The sequence below is a fragment of the Streptomyces sp. NPDC093510 genome (assembly GCF_040683555.1).
Classification (GTDB): domain Bacteria; phylum Actinomycetota; class Actinomycetes; order Streptomycetales; family Streptomycetaceae; genus Streptomyces.
In genome coordinates this window covers 15,715-31,392 of sequence record NZ_JBFBEE010000034.1, presented here as the reverse complement: position 1 = coordinate 31,392, position 15,678 = coordinate 15,715, and the positions used below count along the sequence as shown (strand labels likewise).

Genomic DNA, 15,678 nt, shown 5'->3' with positions numbered 1-15,678 from the left:
GGGCCGGTTGCGGAACGCAGCGACCTGTTCGTCCAGGTGCTTGACCATTGCACTGACCTGGGACTTCGACAGCTGCGTGACGCCGAGGGAGGCGGCGAGCTTCTCGACTCGGCGTGTGCTGACGCCGAGCAGGTAGGCGGTGGCGACCACGCTGATGAGGGCCTGTTCGGCCCGACGGTGCCGTTCCAGGAGCCAGCGCGGGAAGTAACTGCCCTGGCGCAGCTTGGGGATCGCCAGCTCAATCGTGCCTGCCCTCGTGTCCCACTCGCGCGGGCGATAGCCGTTGCAGTGGTTGACGCGTTCGTCGCTGACCTGCCCGTACTCGGCGTTGCAGAGGACGTCGGCCTCCGCGCACATGAGTGCGTCGGCGAACGTCTTACCCATCGCGCGCAGCAGATCGGGACTCGCAGCGGCGAGGTCGTCCTCCGTGACGGCGTGCAGGGGCAGACTGTCAGGTGCGGTCATCGTGTTGATCGCCTTCGAGGCTTCGACACCTCGAAGATCAGCCGGTAGCCGTTCATCTATGCGGGCACCATCCCGACGCCGGAGCAAACCCCTGGATCAGGTCGAACCCCTACACCATCTCCATGGACGCAACTCCATGGTGCAATGGGAGAGCTGGCGGCATGCCGCGCGGCGTTGATCATGGTGTGGCGGCGACACGGGCTGGATGTGTGTGAGCCATGATCCGGGGGAGGGGGGTAGGTGATGGCGCCGATCGTATTAGTGCACGGGATCTTCAACCACGTCCGGGGGGTGACACCCGAGACAGCGGGACTGCGCCAGGCGGCGAACTGCCTCCCGGGACTGGCCGAGAGCCTTGGGAAGCTGCAGGTCCAGGTGCCGGAGCTGGTCATGGCCTACTACGCGGATCTGCTGCGGCAGGAGTTTCCGGCGCAGGCGCAGTCGGCCCGCAACGAAGGGGACTTCGAATCCCTCAGCGGACGGCACCGGGTGCAGGCAGCGGAGTGGCTGGTCACCGCGGGCGTACCGATACCAGAGGATCCGCAGAACGTGGGGCTGGCACCGCTGCGGCAGATGCTCGGCTGGCTGATCGACGAACGTAGCAGGAACCGCTTGGGCGCGGCAGTGCGAGAACAGCTGATCCGTCGCCTTGAACGCGTCATCGTCACGAATCTGCGGGAGGTGGAAGCCTACACCTCCTGGCCGGAGCGGCGGCGTCTGGTGCGGGACCGCGTGGCCGCAGTGATCAGGCGGGAAGGGCCTGCGGTGGTGATCGCGCACTCGCTGGGGTCGTACATCACCTACGAGACCCTGCACGCCCGCCCGGAGCTGGAAGTGCAGCTGCTGGTGACAGTGGGCTCGCCGCTGCGGATCCCCTCGCTGGCACGCCGACTGGACCCGGGGCTTCGCGCGGGGCGCGGGGCACGGCCCGCGGGAGTGGAGCGGTGGGTGAACATCGCCGATGTCGGTGATGTGGTGGCGGTGCCGCCCAGGCTGAGCGAGATGTTCCCGGTCGACCAGGACGAGACCTGCGACAACGGCCTGGGCTTCCACGGATTCAGCAGCTATCTGGCGAACGGGCTTCTCGCGGCCGCCATTGCTCCGTACATTTCCTGATAAGCCTTCAGCTGCGGAGCCGTAGGCCACGCGGAGGCATTGCCGGGGCCTTGCCCGGCCGGCGCGGCTGCGTGGATGGCCGTACGTGCGCGGATGGAGGCCGCCGCAGGCAGGCGGGCGAGAGGGAAATCCGATGGTACGGGCACTAGTGGCGGGCGTGGGAGACTTCCCCGATCCATATGTGAGTGAAGACGCCCAGGCCGATGGCATCACCGCGTTCGGGCCGCTCCCGGCCGTCAGGGAAGCAGTCCGGGAGCTTACTTCCGCCCTGGAACGAACCGGCGCCCTAACGGGCGGAGACCCGCTGCTGGAGGGCGACAAGGGGGAGTTCCTGCGACGGTGGGAGGACTTGTGCGAGCAGGCCGGCGATGGGGAGCCTCTCGTCGTGCACTTCGCCGGTCACGGCGTCCAGGCCAGCCGTACCGGCAACCTATACCTGGCCACGGCCGGCGGCGAGGCCCGCGGGCGCCGGCTGGTCGACACCTGCGTCAGCTTCGCGCAGCTCCTAGATGAGGCCGAGAACGACGACCGGCCGGTGTTGTTCCTGCTGGATGTGTGCGAGGCCGGTCAGGCCATCCTCTGGCAGCAACTCACCGACCTCGCCGCCCACCGCCAGCAGGACACACCTAGGAACGTGTGGATCATCGGGGCCTGCGCCAGCAGCGCCATCACCTACGGCGCCCGCTTCACGACCGCCACCGCCGAGATCCTGCACCAACTCGCCGACGGCGACCTCGACATCACCCCAACCCTGGAATACCTGTCCGTGCAGGACCTCGCCGCCGCCGTCGACCGCCAGCTCGCCCGTAGTGACCTCGCCTCCGGACGCCCCCGCCAGGCTCTGATGCGCACTCCGCACGTCACGGCCGACCCTGGGCCCCAGCCGTTCTTCCCCAACCCCGCCTACACCACCGACCCGCAGGCCAGTTTGCTGTCCGGCGTGGACCCAAGGCTGCGCGAGTTTGCCCTTGGCTGTGCACCCGGCCTGGACCCGCTCCACTTCGCCACCCGTGCCGCCGGCACCCCCACGGCAAGCGACATCCTCTTCTGCGGCCGCCGCTCCCCACTGGACCGCATCCAGGCATGGTCCAACACCACCGGCCCCGGCCGGGACCGGCTCCTGGTGGTCACCGGTAGCGAGGGCAGCGGCAAATCGGCACTGCTCGGCATCACCGTCTGCCTGCTCCACCCCGACCTCGAATCGCTCGGCGACCGCATCGCACGAACGGTTGAACACTTCACCCCCCGACAGCCCCAGACTGTCCTGGCTGTCCATGCCCGCCAGCTCACCCTCCAGCAGATCACCGACTCCCTGCGCCGCCAACTGAACGACCAGCAGCACACCACCGGCCCGCACCGAGCCACGACTAGCGCGTCATCAGCAAAACCAGTCAGCCCAGATGCCTCAGAACAGGCAGACGCAGCAGAGCTCCTGCGGGAGCTACGGACATCCGGCGACGTGCTGATGGTCCTGGACGCCCTGGACGAGGCCGGTGACCCGGCCGCCGTGCTCGAAAAGCTTCTCTTGCCCCTGGTCGCCACAGACGCCAGCACAGACGGCTCCGGCTGCCACGTCATGATCGGCACCCGAAAATGGTGGGACACCCTGCCCGCCTTGCGCCATCACCTCAACCAGCACCCCGGCGCAGAAATCGACCTCGACCCCGCCACCGACCACGATCGCCAGGTTCTCAGCGACGACCTCGACGCCTACCTGCGCAAGCTCCTGCCCCGCCGCCGCTACCCGCGCGACACGGTCCGCCACATCGCCGACCGAATCGCCCGGTACACCGACCACGGCGCTTTCCTCGTCGCATCCCTCTACGCCCACCATCTCCTCACCACACCCGAACAAGCGCCCACCAGCCCACCCCGCACCATCACCGAGGTCTTCGACCTCCATATCGAGTCCCTCACAGCGAACGACCCGTGGCTCCGGACCGTCCTGGACGTCCTCGGCCAGGCCCGAGGCCAGGGCATGCCCCTCGACCTCATCCACACGGCAGCCCTCGACTTCCATCGCCATGGCTCTCACCAGACCGCACCCTCGCTCACTTCCACCCGCCGCGCCCTCACCAAAGCCGCCTTCTACCTCCGCACCACTCCCGACACCGACCACCGCACCCTCTACCGCTACTTCCACCAGGCCCTCACCGACCACACCGCCTCTCGCACCGATTCCAGCGCTGTCCACCGTGCGCTTCTTGGCACCATTCCCACCACCGAGAACGGTGCCCCTGACTGGGCCCGCGCCCACCCCTACCTGCAACGCCACGCGGCCGACCACGCTGTCGCGTCTGGTGACGGGGCTCTCGACCAGCTCCTCACCGACCCGCGCTACCTACTCCACGCCGACCCCGACACCCTGGCCCCCCACCTCCTGCGCGCCCGCACGGACGAGGGCCTGCTCCGCGCCGACATCTATCGCACCACCGTCACCTACGACCCGCGCCGCCACCGAGCCCAGGTACGCCGCGACCTACTCGCTCTTGATGCCGCGGCCTGGCAGCAAACCAGCCTCGCCCGCACCATCACCCACACACCACTCGCCGGACAGCCCATTCCCCCGACCCCGGTGTGGGCGACCCGCCGAACCCACCACGCCCGTCGGCACACCCTCACCGGCCACACCGGAGAAGTGCATGCGATCGCCGTGATAGCCGACCAGAAAGGTGTCCCTCTCGCGGTCACCGGTGACGATGACGGCACCGTGCTGGTCTGGGATCTGGCAGCCGGAGTCCGCCGGAGCACCCTTACCGGCCATATCGGCAGAGTGCGTGCGATCGCCGTGATAGCCGGCCCGACCGGCGTCCCCCTCGCGGTCACCGGCGGTGAAGACGGCACCGTGCTGGTCTGGGATCTGGCAGCCGGAGTCCGCCGACACACCCTCACCCGCCACACCAGTTCGCTCCTATCGGTCGCCACGGTGACTGGCCCGGATGGCATCCCTCTCGCGGTCACCGGCGGCGGCGACGCTGTAGTCGTTTGGGACGTATCGGCCGGAGTCCGTCGGCACACCCTCACCGGCCCCGGCGACAGAGGACTAGGAGTGGCTGATCTGCACGGCGCCCCGCTCGGCTTGAGCGACAGTTGTTATGTATCGGCCACCAGCGGACGCAACGACACACTACTGAGGGTTGCCACGGTGGCCGGTCCGGACCACACGCCGCTCGCCATCACCAGCAGCTTTGACGGCACCGTGATCGTCTGGGACCTGGCAACCGGAGTCCGCCGACACACCCTCACCAACCACACCGGCAACGTATCTGCGCTTGCCGTGGTAACCGATCCGGACGGCACCCCACTCGCTATCACCGCTGGGTACAACGAGGCGATTGTCTGGGATGCGGCGGCTGGGGTCCGTCGGCACACCCTCACCGGCCACACCGGCGAAGTGCACGAGGTTGCCACGGTGACTGGTCCCGACAGCGCCCCCCTCACGGTCACCGCCGACGACGACCCTGTAGAGGTGTGGGAGTTGGGGTCGGCCCGAATCCGCTGGCATACCTCCACCGAGCGCACCGGTACATTGCACGCGATTGCCGCGGCGGCCGGGCCGGACAGCACTCCGCTCGCCATCACCAGCGACCATGACGGCAATTTGATCATCTGGGATGTGGCTGCCGGAACCCGTCGACACACCCTCACCTGCCCCGGCGAAGTCCATGCGGTTGCTGTGATAACCGACCCGTACCACATCCCCCTCGCGGTCACCGGCGGCAACGACGGCACCGTGACCGTCTGGGACCTGAAAACCGAAGCCCACCGGCACACCCTTACTGGCCACGCCAACAGAGTGCTAGCGGTTGCTGTGGTGGCCGACCCGAAAGGTGTCCCTCTCGCGGTCACCGGCGGCATGGACCGCTCCGTGATGGTCTGGGATGTGGCGGCCGGCGTCCGTCGGCACACCCTCACCGGCCCCACTGACAGCGTGCGTGCGGTTGCCGCGGTGACCGACCCGGACGGGGTCCCTCTCGCCATCACCGGCGGCAACCGCGGCTCCGTGATGGTCTGGGATCTGGCGGCCGGAGTCCGCCGGCACACCCTCACCGGCCACACCAACAGAGTGAGTGCGGTTGCCGCGGTGACCGACCCGGACGGGGTCCCCCTCGCCATCACCGCCGACTACAACGGCACGGTAATCGTCTGGGATCTGGCGGCCGGAGCCCGCCGGCACACCCTCACCGGCCACACCGGTTCGCTACACGCGGTTGCCCCGGTGGCCGGTCAGAACGGCGCCCTGCTTGCCATCACCAGCGGCAATGACCACGACGTGCTGGTCTGGGATGTGGCGGCCGGAGTCCGCCGATACACCCTCACCGGCCACACCCGCAGAGTGCTAACGGTTGCCGCGATGGCCGACGCCGACGGCGTCCCCCTCGCGGTCACCGGCGGCACCGACCGCTTCGCGCTGGTCTGGGACCTGACAACCGGCCTCCGTCGGCACACGCTCACCGGCCACGCCGGTCCGCTACATGCGGTCACCTTGGTGGCCGGTCCGGACGGCGCCCCACTCGCCATCACCGGCGACTACCACGGATCCGTGCTGGTCTGGGATGTGAAGGCCGGAGTCCACCGGCACACCCTCACCGGCCACACCGACAGAATCCTAACGGTCGCCGCAGTGGCCGGTCCGGACGGCGCCCCGCTCGCTGTCACCGCCGACTACAGCGGCACCGTAATCGTCTGGGACCCGGACAAGGGCAAGGAGGTGCACCGCTGCCATCTGCCCTACGGCGTATGGCGAGTAGCCGCCGCCGGGGCAGGCTTCATCGTTGCCTACGGAGCGGAAGTCGCGTACTTCGAGCTGCCACGAAGCCGCAGCGCAGGCGATGTCGGAAGGGTGTAGTTCCTCCACACCCAAGGGAGAAAGCAAGGGGTCTGGGTTCACACGGCGATTGCGCTGGCACGTGGACACAACTCGCAGGAGGGGAGAGGTCCTTGCTTCTCACCTACCTTCTGATGTTCGCCCCTTCTGCAGGGTGTGCCGTGGTCACGTAGTTCATCGCGGTCGTGGAGGACAGCCCGAACAGCCTCATGATCTGCACGGGGTCGCCGCTCTCGTGGGCTTCGTCCAGGATGCGGTCGACGCGGAGTTGGGTGGCGTGTATGCCACCCAACTGCTGTAGAAGGCGGTGTAGGTGGGCTTCGGTGATCGGAGGTTTGCGGTAGTCAGCCGCGGTCCGCTGGCTGAGCAGAAGGTGGGGGTTCTGGGTCCGTGGCCACCGTTCGTGCCGCTCTCTCAGCCAGTCGCTGAGCACGCGGTGGGTCAGCTCGTCCATGAAGAGGTATCGGCGGGTGGCACTGCGCACGTCGATACGAGCGTTGGCCATGTCGACCTGAGCCAGTTGAAGCTGCCGGACGGTGGTCGGCGTCATCGCGTGGACGGCGATCAGCACGATGATCACGCGGGTGAGGTGGTTCTCGGCATGCTCAAAGATCCGGGACAGCAGACCGGTGGGGAGTGAGGCCGGCGGGCGCTGGTGCCCGGGAATGCTGATGCCGCGCGTCGGGTCACGGAAGATGAGCCGTTCTTGGAGCAGTGCGCCGAACAGGCTGCGCAGGGCGACGTGCCGGTCCTGTGCCGTGGTGCCGGTCACGTCCTTCAAGGCAGTTGTGATGGCGGCCTTCGTCACCTCGCGCAGGCTCGTGTACTCGCCTGTCCACCGGGTCAGTACGGGGGTGAGGTAGCCGACGTACTTGCGGATCGTGGACCAGTCCAAGGCCCGGTGCTCCAGTCGTCCTTCACCTCTGAGGACGGCCACCCAGCGATCGACGTCGCCGCGGAAGTCGTCCGGAGCCTCGGTGACCAGGCGTCGGACGGCGGTCTCGTGCTGACCAACGGCAGGGGCAGGAAGCGGAACGAGCAGGCCGCACGAGTCGAGGAAGGCGGCGGTGCGTGGGCCGCAGGAACATGACGTGTCTCGGGTGAGAGCGCCGACGTCACGCTCGTCGATCGGGGCTGCGGCTCCGAGCCAGGACACCAACGCCCTTAACGTTCGGCCGACTTGCTTCTTGGTCGACTCGTTCCACGAGTGCCTTCTGGCGTACTGCGTCAGCTGTTCCAGGACGCTGGCGGCCTGCGGTGTCAGCGAGGGCAGTTCGTGCCCGTCGATCGAGATGCGGCTCCAGTCACGCTCGACGTCGAACAGCGGGAGCTGACCGGGGAAGGCGAGGTGCTCGGAGACCGGCTGGGGTTTCGGGCGGGCGGCCTGCTGGGCCCGCCTTCGGCCCGGCCGTCCCTGCGGGGTGTAACCGAGTGCGCGGGATGCGCCGCCGACGCCCAGGGCGAGGACGCCGCCGAACCACAGCTGGATCGGTGCGTCGGGTCCGTGGTGATGAATGTGGACCCGGCAGCCCCGGCAAAGGCCCTGTTGAACAGGCACGACGCGGCGGCACTTCGTGCACAGACCGAGGGGGTACTTGGCCTCCCATCGGATGCATGCCGGACAGACGGTGTTGCGCCACCATGTACCGCATCCACGGCAGCTCTTCGGCTCGCCCACGGCCATCAGTTGGGTGGAAGCAGCCGACCGGAGGAGCGTGTGGACCGGGGCTTGGGCCGCGGCGCTTCTGCATCCGGCGCATCGTCACCGACCGCGCGAAGGGCTTGCTGCTCGGGCACGGCGGCGGCGATCGGCTCCGGCTGGAGGAGTTCGTCCACGGTGCAGTTCAGCGCGGCGCAGATCTTGTCGAGATCATCGAGCCGGACACTGACCGGGGTGCCTCCCCACAGCGCGGCGACCTCACTCAGCGAGGGCGTGAAGCCGACCTCGGCGAAGGCCCGCTGGAGCTGGACCGGCCGCCAGATGTCCCGTTGAGCCGCAACCCACCGCAGGTTCCATTTCATCGAAGACTCCCCGTGCTGGTGATCAAACGCTGGGCGGCCCGGGTGGCGGCCGCGGTGTAGATCCGCTCCGGGCCCGCGAGTTCGGGATCGGAATGCGCAGTGCCGATGTACCGGACCGTGGTGCTGCTCCACTCGTGTCCGAGCAATCGCTGAACCTCCCACAACGTCATGCCGCGCTCGTAGTTGTGCGTGGCGCTCGCGTGCCGTACGAGGTGGGGGAACAGGTGCGTGACCGGGCCTTGGAGGTAGAGCCCGCTCGCAGTCTTCAGCACCGCCCGGAACGTGGATGGCGTGACCGGGTTGCACGGAGCATCCACGCCCAGCTTCACCGAGGCCACGGGGAGCCGCTCCGATGGCCACAACGGGGCCTGCGGATGTTCCGGGTCATCGGGGAACAGGCCCCGGATCTCCTCGACGTACCACCACAGCAACTCGCGGCCCTCGGCGAAGAGGTACGCCCCCCGGTCCCGGGAGCCCGAGCCGCGGGCGCCCTTTCCGTGGATGAGGAATCGGCCCCACTGGCCGTGGTGCCAGAAGACCTCGTTGAGCCAGACCAGGCTCAGTTCGGACGCCCGCGCCCCAGACAGGTAAGCAATCTTGCTCATCACGTAGTCGCGGGCGGCGACCGCGTACTTCCGGGCCTCGGGCAACGACGTCCGCCACCGCCGGAAGAAGTCCGTCATGGCCTGTGCCGAGGGCGGGATGCGCAGCCCGAAGTCGCCACGGTGCCTAGGGCGATTGAACGGATCGACCGGCGACTCCACCATCGCCCCGAAGGCGCGAGCGATCTCGCCCGCGTACCGCTGCTCCAGGAAGGCGAAGTACGCGTCGATGCGCGTGATCTTCTGCCGTGTGGTGCCCCGGGCTCGCTCCCCAGGGCCGGCGAAGTAGTTGTCCAAGTGGCGCGGAGTGATCCGCCACGGCGCCAACGAGTAGTAGTCGCACAGCTCGATGACCGGCTTGATCAGCTGGTCGAGGGTGCTCGGGGCCAGCCCTGCCGCGTCCCGCGCCCACCGGTACTCGGCGAGCGTGTCGAGGAAGAATCCCCCCCTCATCCTCCAGGCGCGCCTCGGCCTGGCGCCGGCGCTGCAGCGTCACCACGTCCGCGAGACCCAGCTCGCGGACGGCGGGCACGGGGACTGGGCGGAGCGTGGGAGTCCGGGAATCGGCCACGAACGAGCAAGTTACGCGACTAACTCCTGGATTCCAGGAGTTAGCGACAGAATCCCCCACGAGCGGGTGACGCGGGGCGCAAAGCCCCGACCAGCTCAGACAGTTGTGGTAAGCGCAGGATCCCCATCAGGAACCCACGCGTACTCCAGTAAGGAACATACAGAGGCCGCGGCCCGTGAATTCCTCGGGCGCCTCGACATACCTCATCAGGCGGCCCCCCGCCCAGCCGTGACGTCGCTGCCGCAGAATTCGGCCAGCTCCGACTGGAGCTCGCGCAGTGCCTCCGTGGCCGGCCCGAGAGCGTTTTGGGCAGCCGCGAACTGCGGCCAGGCACGTACTGCGTCGCCGCTCACGTACTGCCGGGACATCTCGCTGTCGGCGTCCGTGGCAGCAGGGTTGAGGCCAGAACGTTGGTTGCAGTAGTCGATCCAGGACGGTCGCAATTCATCAAGCCTCGTGACCGCGGCCACGGCCTCACTCAGCATTAGGGCTAGCGGCTGATTGGGGTTGATGCTGTTGGCCAACTCCCGCAACGCCGCGCTCACCGCCCCGCTGTCGTACACCGCCTCGGCCACATGGGAGTCCGGATCGACTCTGGTGGCGCTGCCAAGGAATGGCGTACGGGTCGCCACGGCTACCTGCGCGCGCCACGCCATCTGCCGTTCCCGCCGCAACGCCTCGTGGTTGAACCAGTCGGGCATAGGTCCCCCTCGCCGGTGCACGCCTTGGTGCCTGTCTACCGGAACGTCGGTGCCGGCCACAACACGGTCTGCCCGATCACTGGCCCCGGGCACTCGACGGGACGGCGTGTCTTCATGCCTGATCGCTCCAGGGTGGTGTGGGGGCGCCGTCGGGGTCCAGCCCGTGCGGCCACCGCGCTGAGGGGTTGACCAGCCAAGCAAGACCAGCGTCAGCGGTCTGGCGGTATAGGACCTCGGCGCCACCTCGGTCTCCTACGGCTTCGCGCAACCGGGCTAGTGCGGCCAAAGCGGAGGCGTTTCCGGCATCCGCGGCCCGGAGATAGAGCGACTCCGCTCCTTCCCAGTCTCCGGACTCTTCCCCTCCCCGAGCTGAGCTGAGCAGTGGAAGGACGTCATCGATGTCCGCCGAGAGGGCGAGGCGTTCGGCTTCGTCACGATCACCTGCCGCAAGCCGCGTCTCGACGAGGCGGAGCAGGGAACGGGTGTCGCCGAGCTCGGCGGCCTGACGGTAGAGCGATTCGGCACTGGCGAAGCCGCTCGTGGTCTCCCGCATGCGGGCCAGTTCCCGCAAAGCGAAGGTGTCACCAGCCGCAGCCGCATCCTGCGCAAGCTGCACAGCGTTTGCGAAGTCGCCAAGATCCTCCAACGTCCAGGCGAGTTCGGCCAGGGCGAGTCCATCGCCGTGGCGTGCTGCCTCCCGTGCGAGGACCTGGGCGCTGTCGAGCTCGCCTGCTTCCTGTCGCATGCGGACCAGCTCCCGGAGCGCGGATGTGTAGCCGGCGTCAGCGGCTGAGTAGGCGAGGTGCTCTGCCTCCTCCCTGTTACCGGTCTCTTCCCTGAGCCGGGTAAGGCGGACCAGTCCTTGATCATCGCTTACTTCGACAGCCCGCCGGCGCAGATGACGGGTCCATTGCAAGCGATACCGGTCGTCGGCCGCGTCAGCGAGGCATTCGAGATCTTCCGCAATTGTGAGGTGGTTGTAGCTGGCGAGCCAAAAGGAATTGGGAGGGCACACGAACTGACGAGCCCTGCTGCCGGTCAACACGAGATAGTCCGTAAGTCGGTAGGTGGGGCCGACCGGCTGGACCGGTGCAATAGGTCGAGCTGGGCGGCTGGGAGCACGCATTTGTGGGCGCTGCCGAATACGTCGCAGGGGCGCCGCTTCTGGGACGAGGGAGCGGGTCAGTTCGGCGATCGTCTGCTCCGCCCAGTCTTCGGTGAGCATGCCGTGTGCCGTGTGGCTGAGGTAGTCGACCGCCGCTTCGATGAGGAAGGACTGAGGCAACGGGCTGGCGACGCCGAGGCGGCAGGCATCCATCGCGGCCTCCAGTACCGCTCTGGCGGCTGGCGTCGCCGTTCTGTAGTACTCCAGCAGTCGCGGGCCAACCGCAAGGTACTGGGTGAGCTGGCCCTCTGCACCGGCGTGCGCGACGGCTTCGGCCAACTGCGGATCATCGAGGGCGCCTTGAATGGCGGCCGGGCTCAACGCGAACGGGTCGAATCGGCCGGGTACCAACATGGTTCGGCCGGACAGCAGCCGTCGGGCCATCTCGTGCAGATCGGGCGCGTCAGACGGTGGCGGGGCGGTCAAGTTGTCCAGGTGCGTGGGCCAGATCGTGCCCAATACCAAGACTGGCCCGCGGTCGAGCTGGACGAGCAGGTGCTGCAGGGCGTATGCGACCCGCTCCCCGAGCTCGGGTGAAAGCAGGTAGTGCTGAAGTTCGTCGAGCCACACCACCGTGCGCGGCTCCACGCGGTCAATTCCACCCAGGACCGCCTCGGCTGGCGTGGGATTGAAAGGGTGCCACAGTCGCCACCCTTGTTCCGTGAGCGGCTGGATGGCCTCCCAGCACGCCCGCGACTTACCGGTGGAGGAGTGACCAGTCACGACCAGCATCTGGCTACGTCCTGCAGCGGCGTCTCGTACCGCGTCGGCGAGCGAGTTGTCGTGTTGCACCTGGGCGCGGTGTGATCAGCATGCGCCGATCCTGTCAGCGCGGCCCCAGGTGCGCCTCGGGTTTCCATGAGGGGTGACGCAACACCTTCGGCGCCGGCGCCAAACCGTCCGGATGAGCAGCGTGTGCTACTCCAGTACGCCCAGCTCGGTGTCGGGCTGGCAGTGCGGGCAGGCAACGACTCCCTCGGCCAGCGCGCGGCGCGCCTGGTCCCGGTCCGCGCCTCGTGACCGCTTGCCCGCCATATGGCAATCGCCCCGGTGCACATACACCGGGGCGCGCCCGCTCAGGCCCAGTTCGATGAGCCAGTCCGGGTTCGGCGGCCGGGCCTGCTCGCCGCGGATCCGCTCGATCTCTCGCCGTTCCTCGTCCGCGATCCACGTGCGGGTGCGTGCCAGGTCGCGTTCCTGCACGCGTTCCAGGAAGCGGAGCACGTCGATGCGCCGGATCTCTGTCATCAGCTGAGCCGGTAGTCCCGCCAGCCGGTGCCGCTGGCTCGTACGACGGCCCCGGCCTGTTCAAGGCGGCGCAGCTGGTACAGCACGGAGGAGGGGCTGGACAGCCCGACGGCGCGACCGATCTCCCGGACGCTCGGAGCCTCACCCTGATCGAGGATGTGGGCGCGGATGCAGGACAGGACTGCTTGCTGCCGGTCGGTTTCTCTGTCAAGTTCAGCATGTTGAAGCATGATGCAACGTGCGAGGGCCGACAGCTGGTGTGCTGACGGCCCTCAAGAGACGCAGAGATCAGTGGCGCTCCAGCTCTTGCGGTGTCTCCCGCAGAGGCATCATGAGCCTTCTGACAGGTCGCTTGGTGTCAGACGTCAACAAAACGTGCAGCCCTGCTGTTACTGCCGCGACGATGTTCACGACAATCATGAGCAGAGTCGACCCTGCTTGCATCGCGAAGAGGGCGATCGTCGTCAGCAGCACCAAGGAAGCCGTGGTGGCCAGTGCACGGGTCCTGGCGATCTGCACCGTTGGAACGGGCCGGGAGCGCTCGCTCACGGGATCTGGCATCTGCGGAGACACAGGTTCAGGGGCGGGGTGGGAACCGGAAGTAGCGTCGTGCTGGGCGCCTGAGATCTCGACAGTGTTGTGTTCGCCGCCGTTGACGTTCACGACGACATGCTGGGGCTGATTGCGGTCAGGTGCCTGCTGCGCGACGATTTCCGCGTCCTCGATCACCGAGTCGATGCGCGCGGCCTCGGCCGGGCTTTCGTGCATCCTTTGCAGAGCCTGCATGAACGACGCAACGCGCTCCTCCTCGGAGCGGATCGCTTCCTTGTCATTGTCCTTGTTCACTACTCCTCCTCCCCGCTGATCTGTCCGTCGGCCGTATCCCGAAGCTTCCGCAGGCCGTCACGCGTGTAGCCCTTGACCGCCCCCTCCGACACCCCCATGTCGTTGGCGGCCTCCTTGACGCTCTTTTGCCTGATGAAGCGCAGATGGACCGCTTCACGTTCCCGAGGTGACAGCGCCTGGAGGGCTTGACCGAGATAGATCCGGTTGACGATCTCCTGGTATTCGTCACGGTCATCTGGGACGTCGTAGTCGCCGTGGTGGCGGCGTTGCTCGTTCGCTCCCTCCTGTCGCCACCACTTTGTGCACTCGTTACTGACCTTATTGGCGTGATGTCGCAGGGGCTGACAGGTCTTGGTTTTCGCAGTAGGCCGGTCATATGAGGTATCCGCAAGGGGGTGGGCTGACCGCGGAGCGACGGGTGTTTCGCGAGCACATCCGGATGCAGGCGGCCGAGTTATTCGCCCTCGGACACGACAATGCCGCCGTTGCTGGGCAGTTACGTGTCAGCGTGCGATCGGTACAGCGGTGGCATCAGGCATGGGAGCACGGCGGAACACCGGCTCTGGAGTCGAAGGGGCCGGCGTCCAGGCCCAGGCTGAGTGAGGCACTGTTCGAGGTGCTTGACCAGGAGCTGGCCAAGGGGCCGGTCGCGCACGGCTGGCCGGATCAGACCTGGACGCTGGCGCGGATCAAGACGCTGATCGGGCGCCGGTTCCACAAGAGCATGACGCTGTCGGCCATCGCGCAGATGCTGCACCGGCACGGCTTCAGCCACCAGGTCCCCGCCCGCCGCGCGATCGAGCGCGATGAACAAGCCGTCACCGGCTGGGTGAAGGAGACCTGGCCCCAGGTGGGAACGCCGTGGCGGCGCTCGGGTCCTGGCTCTGCTTCGAAGACGAAGCAGGCTTCTCGATGACGCCGCCCACCGCCCGCACCTGGGCCAGACGTGGCCACACACCTACCCTTCGGGTGCGGGGACGCTCCCAGCGCCGCATCTCCATTGCCGCTCTGGCCTGCTACAAGCAGGGCGAACGCTCACGCCTGATCTACCGGACCAAGCGGCACGGCGACCACAAACGGGGCGGCAGACGCAGCTTCACCTGGACCGACTATCGCGACCTACTGACCGCCGCCCACCAGCAGCTCGGCAGACCGATTGTGCTCATCTGGGACAACTTGAACGTGCACAAAGACCGTCGGCTGCGGGAGTTCATCGACACCCAAGACTGGATCACCTGCTACTTCCTGCCGGCCTACGCACCCGACCTCAACCCCGTCGAAGGCATCTGGTCACTACTTCGACGCAGCAGCCAGGCCAACACCGCGTTCACCGACCCCGACCACCTCATGAGCACGCTTCGACACGGTCTCCGCCAGATCCAGTACCGCAGCAACCTCATCGACGGATGCCTCGCCGAAACCGACCTCACCTTGACGACATCCCGCCAACAAGGTCAGTAGTCGCAATCCGGTAGGCATAGCTCATGCGGTTGCCGTCTCTGAGCCGGTGCCAATGAAGGCGGAGCCCGGCGAAGACGTCATTGACGATTTCCTCAGCGATCTGCCGCGGGATCCCGCGGCGAATGAGGAAGCCCTCCATCACGCCGCCATGTTCGCGGAACAGATCAATTACTTCGTTGTCGTACTGTTCCTTCTCGTTCACTGGGTCTGTTCACCCACCGCGTGGTCGTCCCGGCCCTGGTTGCTCGGCAGGGTAACGGGGCCGGTGCTGGCGCCTGAGCCGAGAGCTAGCGGAGACACCGGTGAGCTCGTGCGGTCACTGTGTTGTGACAGCGAAGTGCCGGTCGTCGTCGAATCGCTGGGGGAGTCGACGCCTTGCGGGACCGGGGCATAGCGGATAGCCCGGGTGCGGCCGCCCTCTTCGGTCTCCATGAAGTCGATGCCGGGCTTCAACATGGGGATGACGTTCGTGGTGGCCGCGTTGCGCTCGCGTTCGAGCTCGATGGCCGTGCGGCTCTTGGTCCGCTCGGTCATGTATCCCCAGAAGCCTCCGCCGCGGCGGAAGAAGCTTGTGGCGATGTCCAACAATCCCATCTGGATCACTCGCTCTCGTGGCCGACGTTTTACCAGTCATAAGTCGAGTGCGAGCAGAT

15 protein-coding genes and 1 pseudogene are annotated in these 15,678 nt (G+C 67.3%); 4 read left to right on the top strand and 12 right to left on the bottom strand.

Annotation, left to right across the window (positions count from 1 at the left end; translation table 11 throughout):
* Positions 1–465, bottom strand: a pseudogene (locus AB0N81_RS37045) (transposase); the annotation flags it as partial.
* A gap of 243 nt (positions 466–708) precedes the next feature.
* On the opposite strand from AB0N81_RS37045, the gene AB0N81_RS37040 reads away from it, so the two are divergent.
* Together AB0N81_RS37040 and AB0N81_RS37035 are read left to right on the top strand one after the other, a co-directional pair.
* Positions 709–1,581, top strand: a complete 873-nt coding sequence (locus tag AB0N81_RS37040; RefSeq protein WP_365366416.1) for a hypothetical protein — start codon at positions 709–711, stop codon at positions 1,579–1,581.
* Between the two features lie 181 nt (positions 1,582–1,762).
* The gene (locus AB0N81_RS37035; protein ID WP_365366414.1) at positions 1,763–6,430 is read left to right on the top strand and encodes an AAA family ATPase; all 4,668 of its coding nucleotides are present in this window, start codon (positions 1,763–1,765) and stop codon (positions 6,428–6,430) included.
* Positions 6,431–6,533: 103 nt separating this feature from the next.
* Here the strand turns inward: AB0N81_RS37035 and AB0N81_RS37030 are convergent, their stop codons facing one another.
* From AB0N81_RS37030 to AB0N81_RS36990, 9 genes are all read right to left on the bottom strand, one after another.
* On the bottom strand, positions 6,534–7,967 hold the full coding sequence (locus AB0N81_RS37030; protein ID WP_365366412.1) for a hypothetical protein: 1,434 nt from the start codon (positions 7,965–7,967) through the stop codon (positions 6,534–6,536).
* 125 nt (positions 7,968–8,092) lie between these two features.
* Entirely contained in the window at positions 8,093–8,431 is a 339-nt protein-coding gene (locus AB0N81_RS37025; RefSeq protein ID WP_365366410.1) for a helix-turn-helix transcriptional regulator, read from the bottom strand.
* Entirely contained in the window at positions 8,428–9,486 is a 1,059-nt protein-coding gene (locus tag AB0N81_RS37020) for a site-specific integrase (protein WP_365366408.1), read from the bottom strand. The genes AB0N81_RS37025 and AB0N81_RS37020 overlap by 4 nt, the downstream gene beginning before the upstream one ends.
* A gap of 324 nt (positions 9,487–9,810) precedes the next feature.
* Positions 9,811–10,305 (bottom strand): hypothetical protein, encoded by a 495-nt coding sequence (locus AB0N81_RS37015; RefSeq protein ID WP_365366406.1) that lies wholly within the window; start codon positions 10,303–10,305, stop codon positions 9,811–9,813.
* A 112-nt stretch (positions 10,306–10,417) separates the two neighbouring features.
* Positions 10,418–12,262, bottom strand: a complete 1,845-nt coding sequence (locus AB0N81_RS37010) for an AAA family ATPase (RefSeq protein ID WP_365366405.1) — start codon at positions 12,260–12,262, stop codon at positions 10,418–10,420.
* 126 nt (positions 12,263–12,388) lie between these two features.
* Positions 12,389–12,718, bottom strand: a complete 330-nt coding sequence (locus tag AB0N81_RS37005) for a DUF6233 domain-containing protein (protein ID WP_365366403.1) — start codon at positions 12,716–12,718, stop codon at positions 12,389–12,391.
* Positions 12,718–12,948 (bottom strand): hypothetical protein, encoded by a 231-nt coding sequence (locus AB0N81_RS37000; RefSeq protein ID WP_365366401.1) that lies wholly within the window; start codon positions 12,946–12,948, stop codon positions 12,718–12,720. The genes AB0N81_RS37005 and AB0N81_RS37000 overlap by 1 nt, the downstream gene beginning before the upstream one ends.
* A 58-nt stretch (positions 12,949–13,006) precedes the next feature.
* A complete protein-coding gene (locus AB0N81_RS36995) occupies positions 13,007–13,564 on the bottom strand; it encodes a hypothetical protein (RefSeq protein ID WP_365366399.1) in 558 nt (185 codons plus the stop codon).
* Entirely contained in the window at positions 13,564–13,902 is a 339-nt protein-coding gene (locus AB0N81_RS36990; RefSeq protein WP_365366499.1) for a sigma-70 family RNA polymerase sigma factor, read from the bottom strand. Before AB0N81_RS36990 ends, AB0N81_RS36995 begins: the two co-directional genes overlap by 1 nt.
* A gap of 38 nt (positions 13,903–13,940) precedes the next feature.
* Between AB0N81_RS36990 and AB0N81_RS36985 the strand changes: the two genes are divergently transcribed.
* Positions 13,941–14,480, top strand: coding sequence for a winged helix-turn-helix domain-containing protein (locus AB0N81_RS36985; protein WP_365366397.1), 540 nt, complete (start codon positions 13,941–13,943; stop codon positions 14,478–14,480).
* Complete coding sequence (locus AB0N81_RS36980; RefSeq protein WP_365366497.1) at positions 14,477–15,025, top strand: transposase; 549 nt, start codon at positions 14,477–14,479, stop codon at positions 15,023–15,025. The genes AB0N81_RS36985 and AB0N81_RS36980 overlap by 4 nt, the downstream gene beginning before the upstream one ends.
* Here AB0N81_RS36980 and AB0N81_RS36975 read toward each other — a convergent pair.
* Positions 14,991–15,227 (bottom strand): hypothetical protein, encoded by a 237-nt coding sequence (locus AB0N81_RS36975; RefSeq protein ID WP_365366395.1) that lies wholly within the window; start codon positions 15,225–15,227, stop codon positions 14,991–14,993. The two genes, AB0N81_RS36980 and AB0N81_RS36975, sit on opposite strands and share 35 nt — an antisense overlap.
* Positions 15,224–15,628 (bottom strand): hypothetical protein, encoded by a 405-nt coding sequence (locus AB0N81_RS36970; protein ID WP_365366393.1) that lies wholly within the window; start codon positions 15,626–15,628, stop codon positions 15,224–15,226. The genes AB0N81_RS36975 and AB0N81_RS36970 overlap by 4 nt, the downstream gene beginning before the upstream one ends.
* Between the last annotated feature and the right edge of the window lie 50 nt (positions 15,629–15,678).

Excerpts from the sequence above, each read along its gene's own strand:
- AB0N81_RS37025 (WP_365366410.1), bottom strand. The coding sequence starts at position 8,431 with ATGAAATGGAACCTGCGGTGGGTTGCGGCTCAACGGGACATCTGGCGG.
- AB0N81_RS37040 (WP_365366416.1), top strand. The coding sequence starts at position 709 with ATGGCGCCGATCGTATTAGTGCACGGGATCTTCAACCACGTCCGGGGG.
- AB0N81_RS37000 (WP_365366401.1), bottom strand. The coding sequence starts at position 12,948 with ATGCTTCAACATGCTGAACTTGACAGAGAAACCGACCGGCAGCAAGCA.
- AB0N81_RS37015 (WP_365366406.1), bottom strand. The coding sequence starts at position 10,305 with ATGCCCGACTGGTTCAACCACGAGGCGTTGCGGCGGGAACGGCAGATG.
- AB0N81_RS36980 (WP_365366497.1), top strand. The coding sequence starts at position 14,477 with ATGACGCCGCCCACCGCCCGCACCTGGGCCAGACGTGGCCACACACCT.
- AB0N81_RS37020 (WP_365366408.1), bottom strand. The coding sequence starts at position 9,486 with ATGAGGGGGGGATTCTTCCTCGACACGCTCGCCGAGTACCGGTGGGCG.
- AB0N81_RS37005 (WP_365366403.1), bottom strand. The coding sequence starts at position 12,718 with ATGACAGAGATCCGGCGCATCGACGTGCTCCGCTTCCTGGAACGCGTG.
- AB0N81_RS36985 (WP_365366397.1), top strand. The coding sequence starts at position 13,941 with ATGAGGTATCCGCAAGGGGGTGGGCTGACCGCGGAGCGACGGGTGTTT.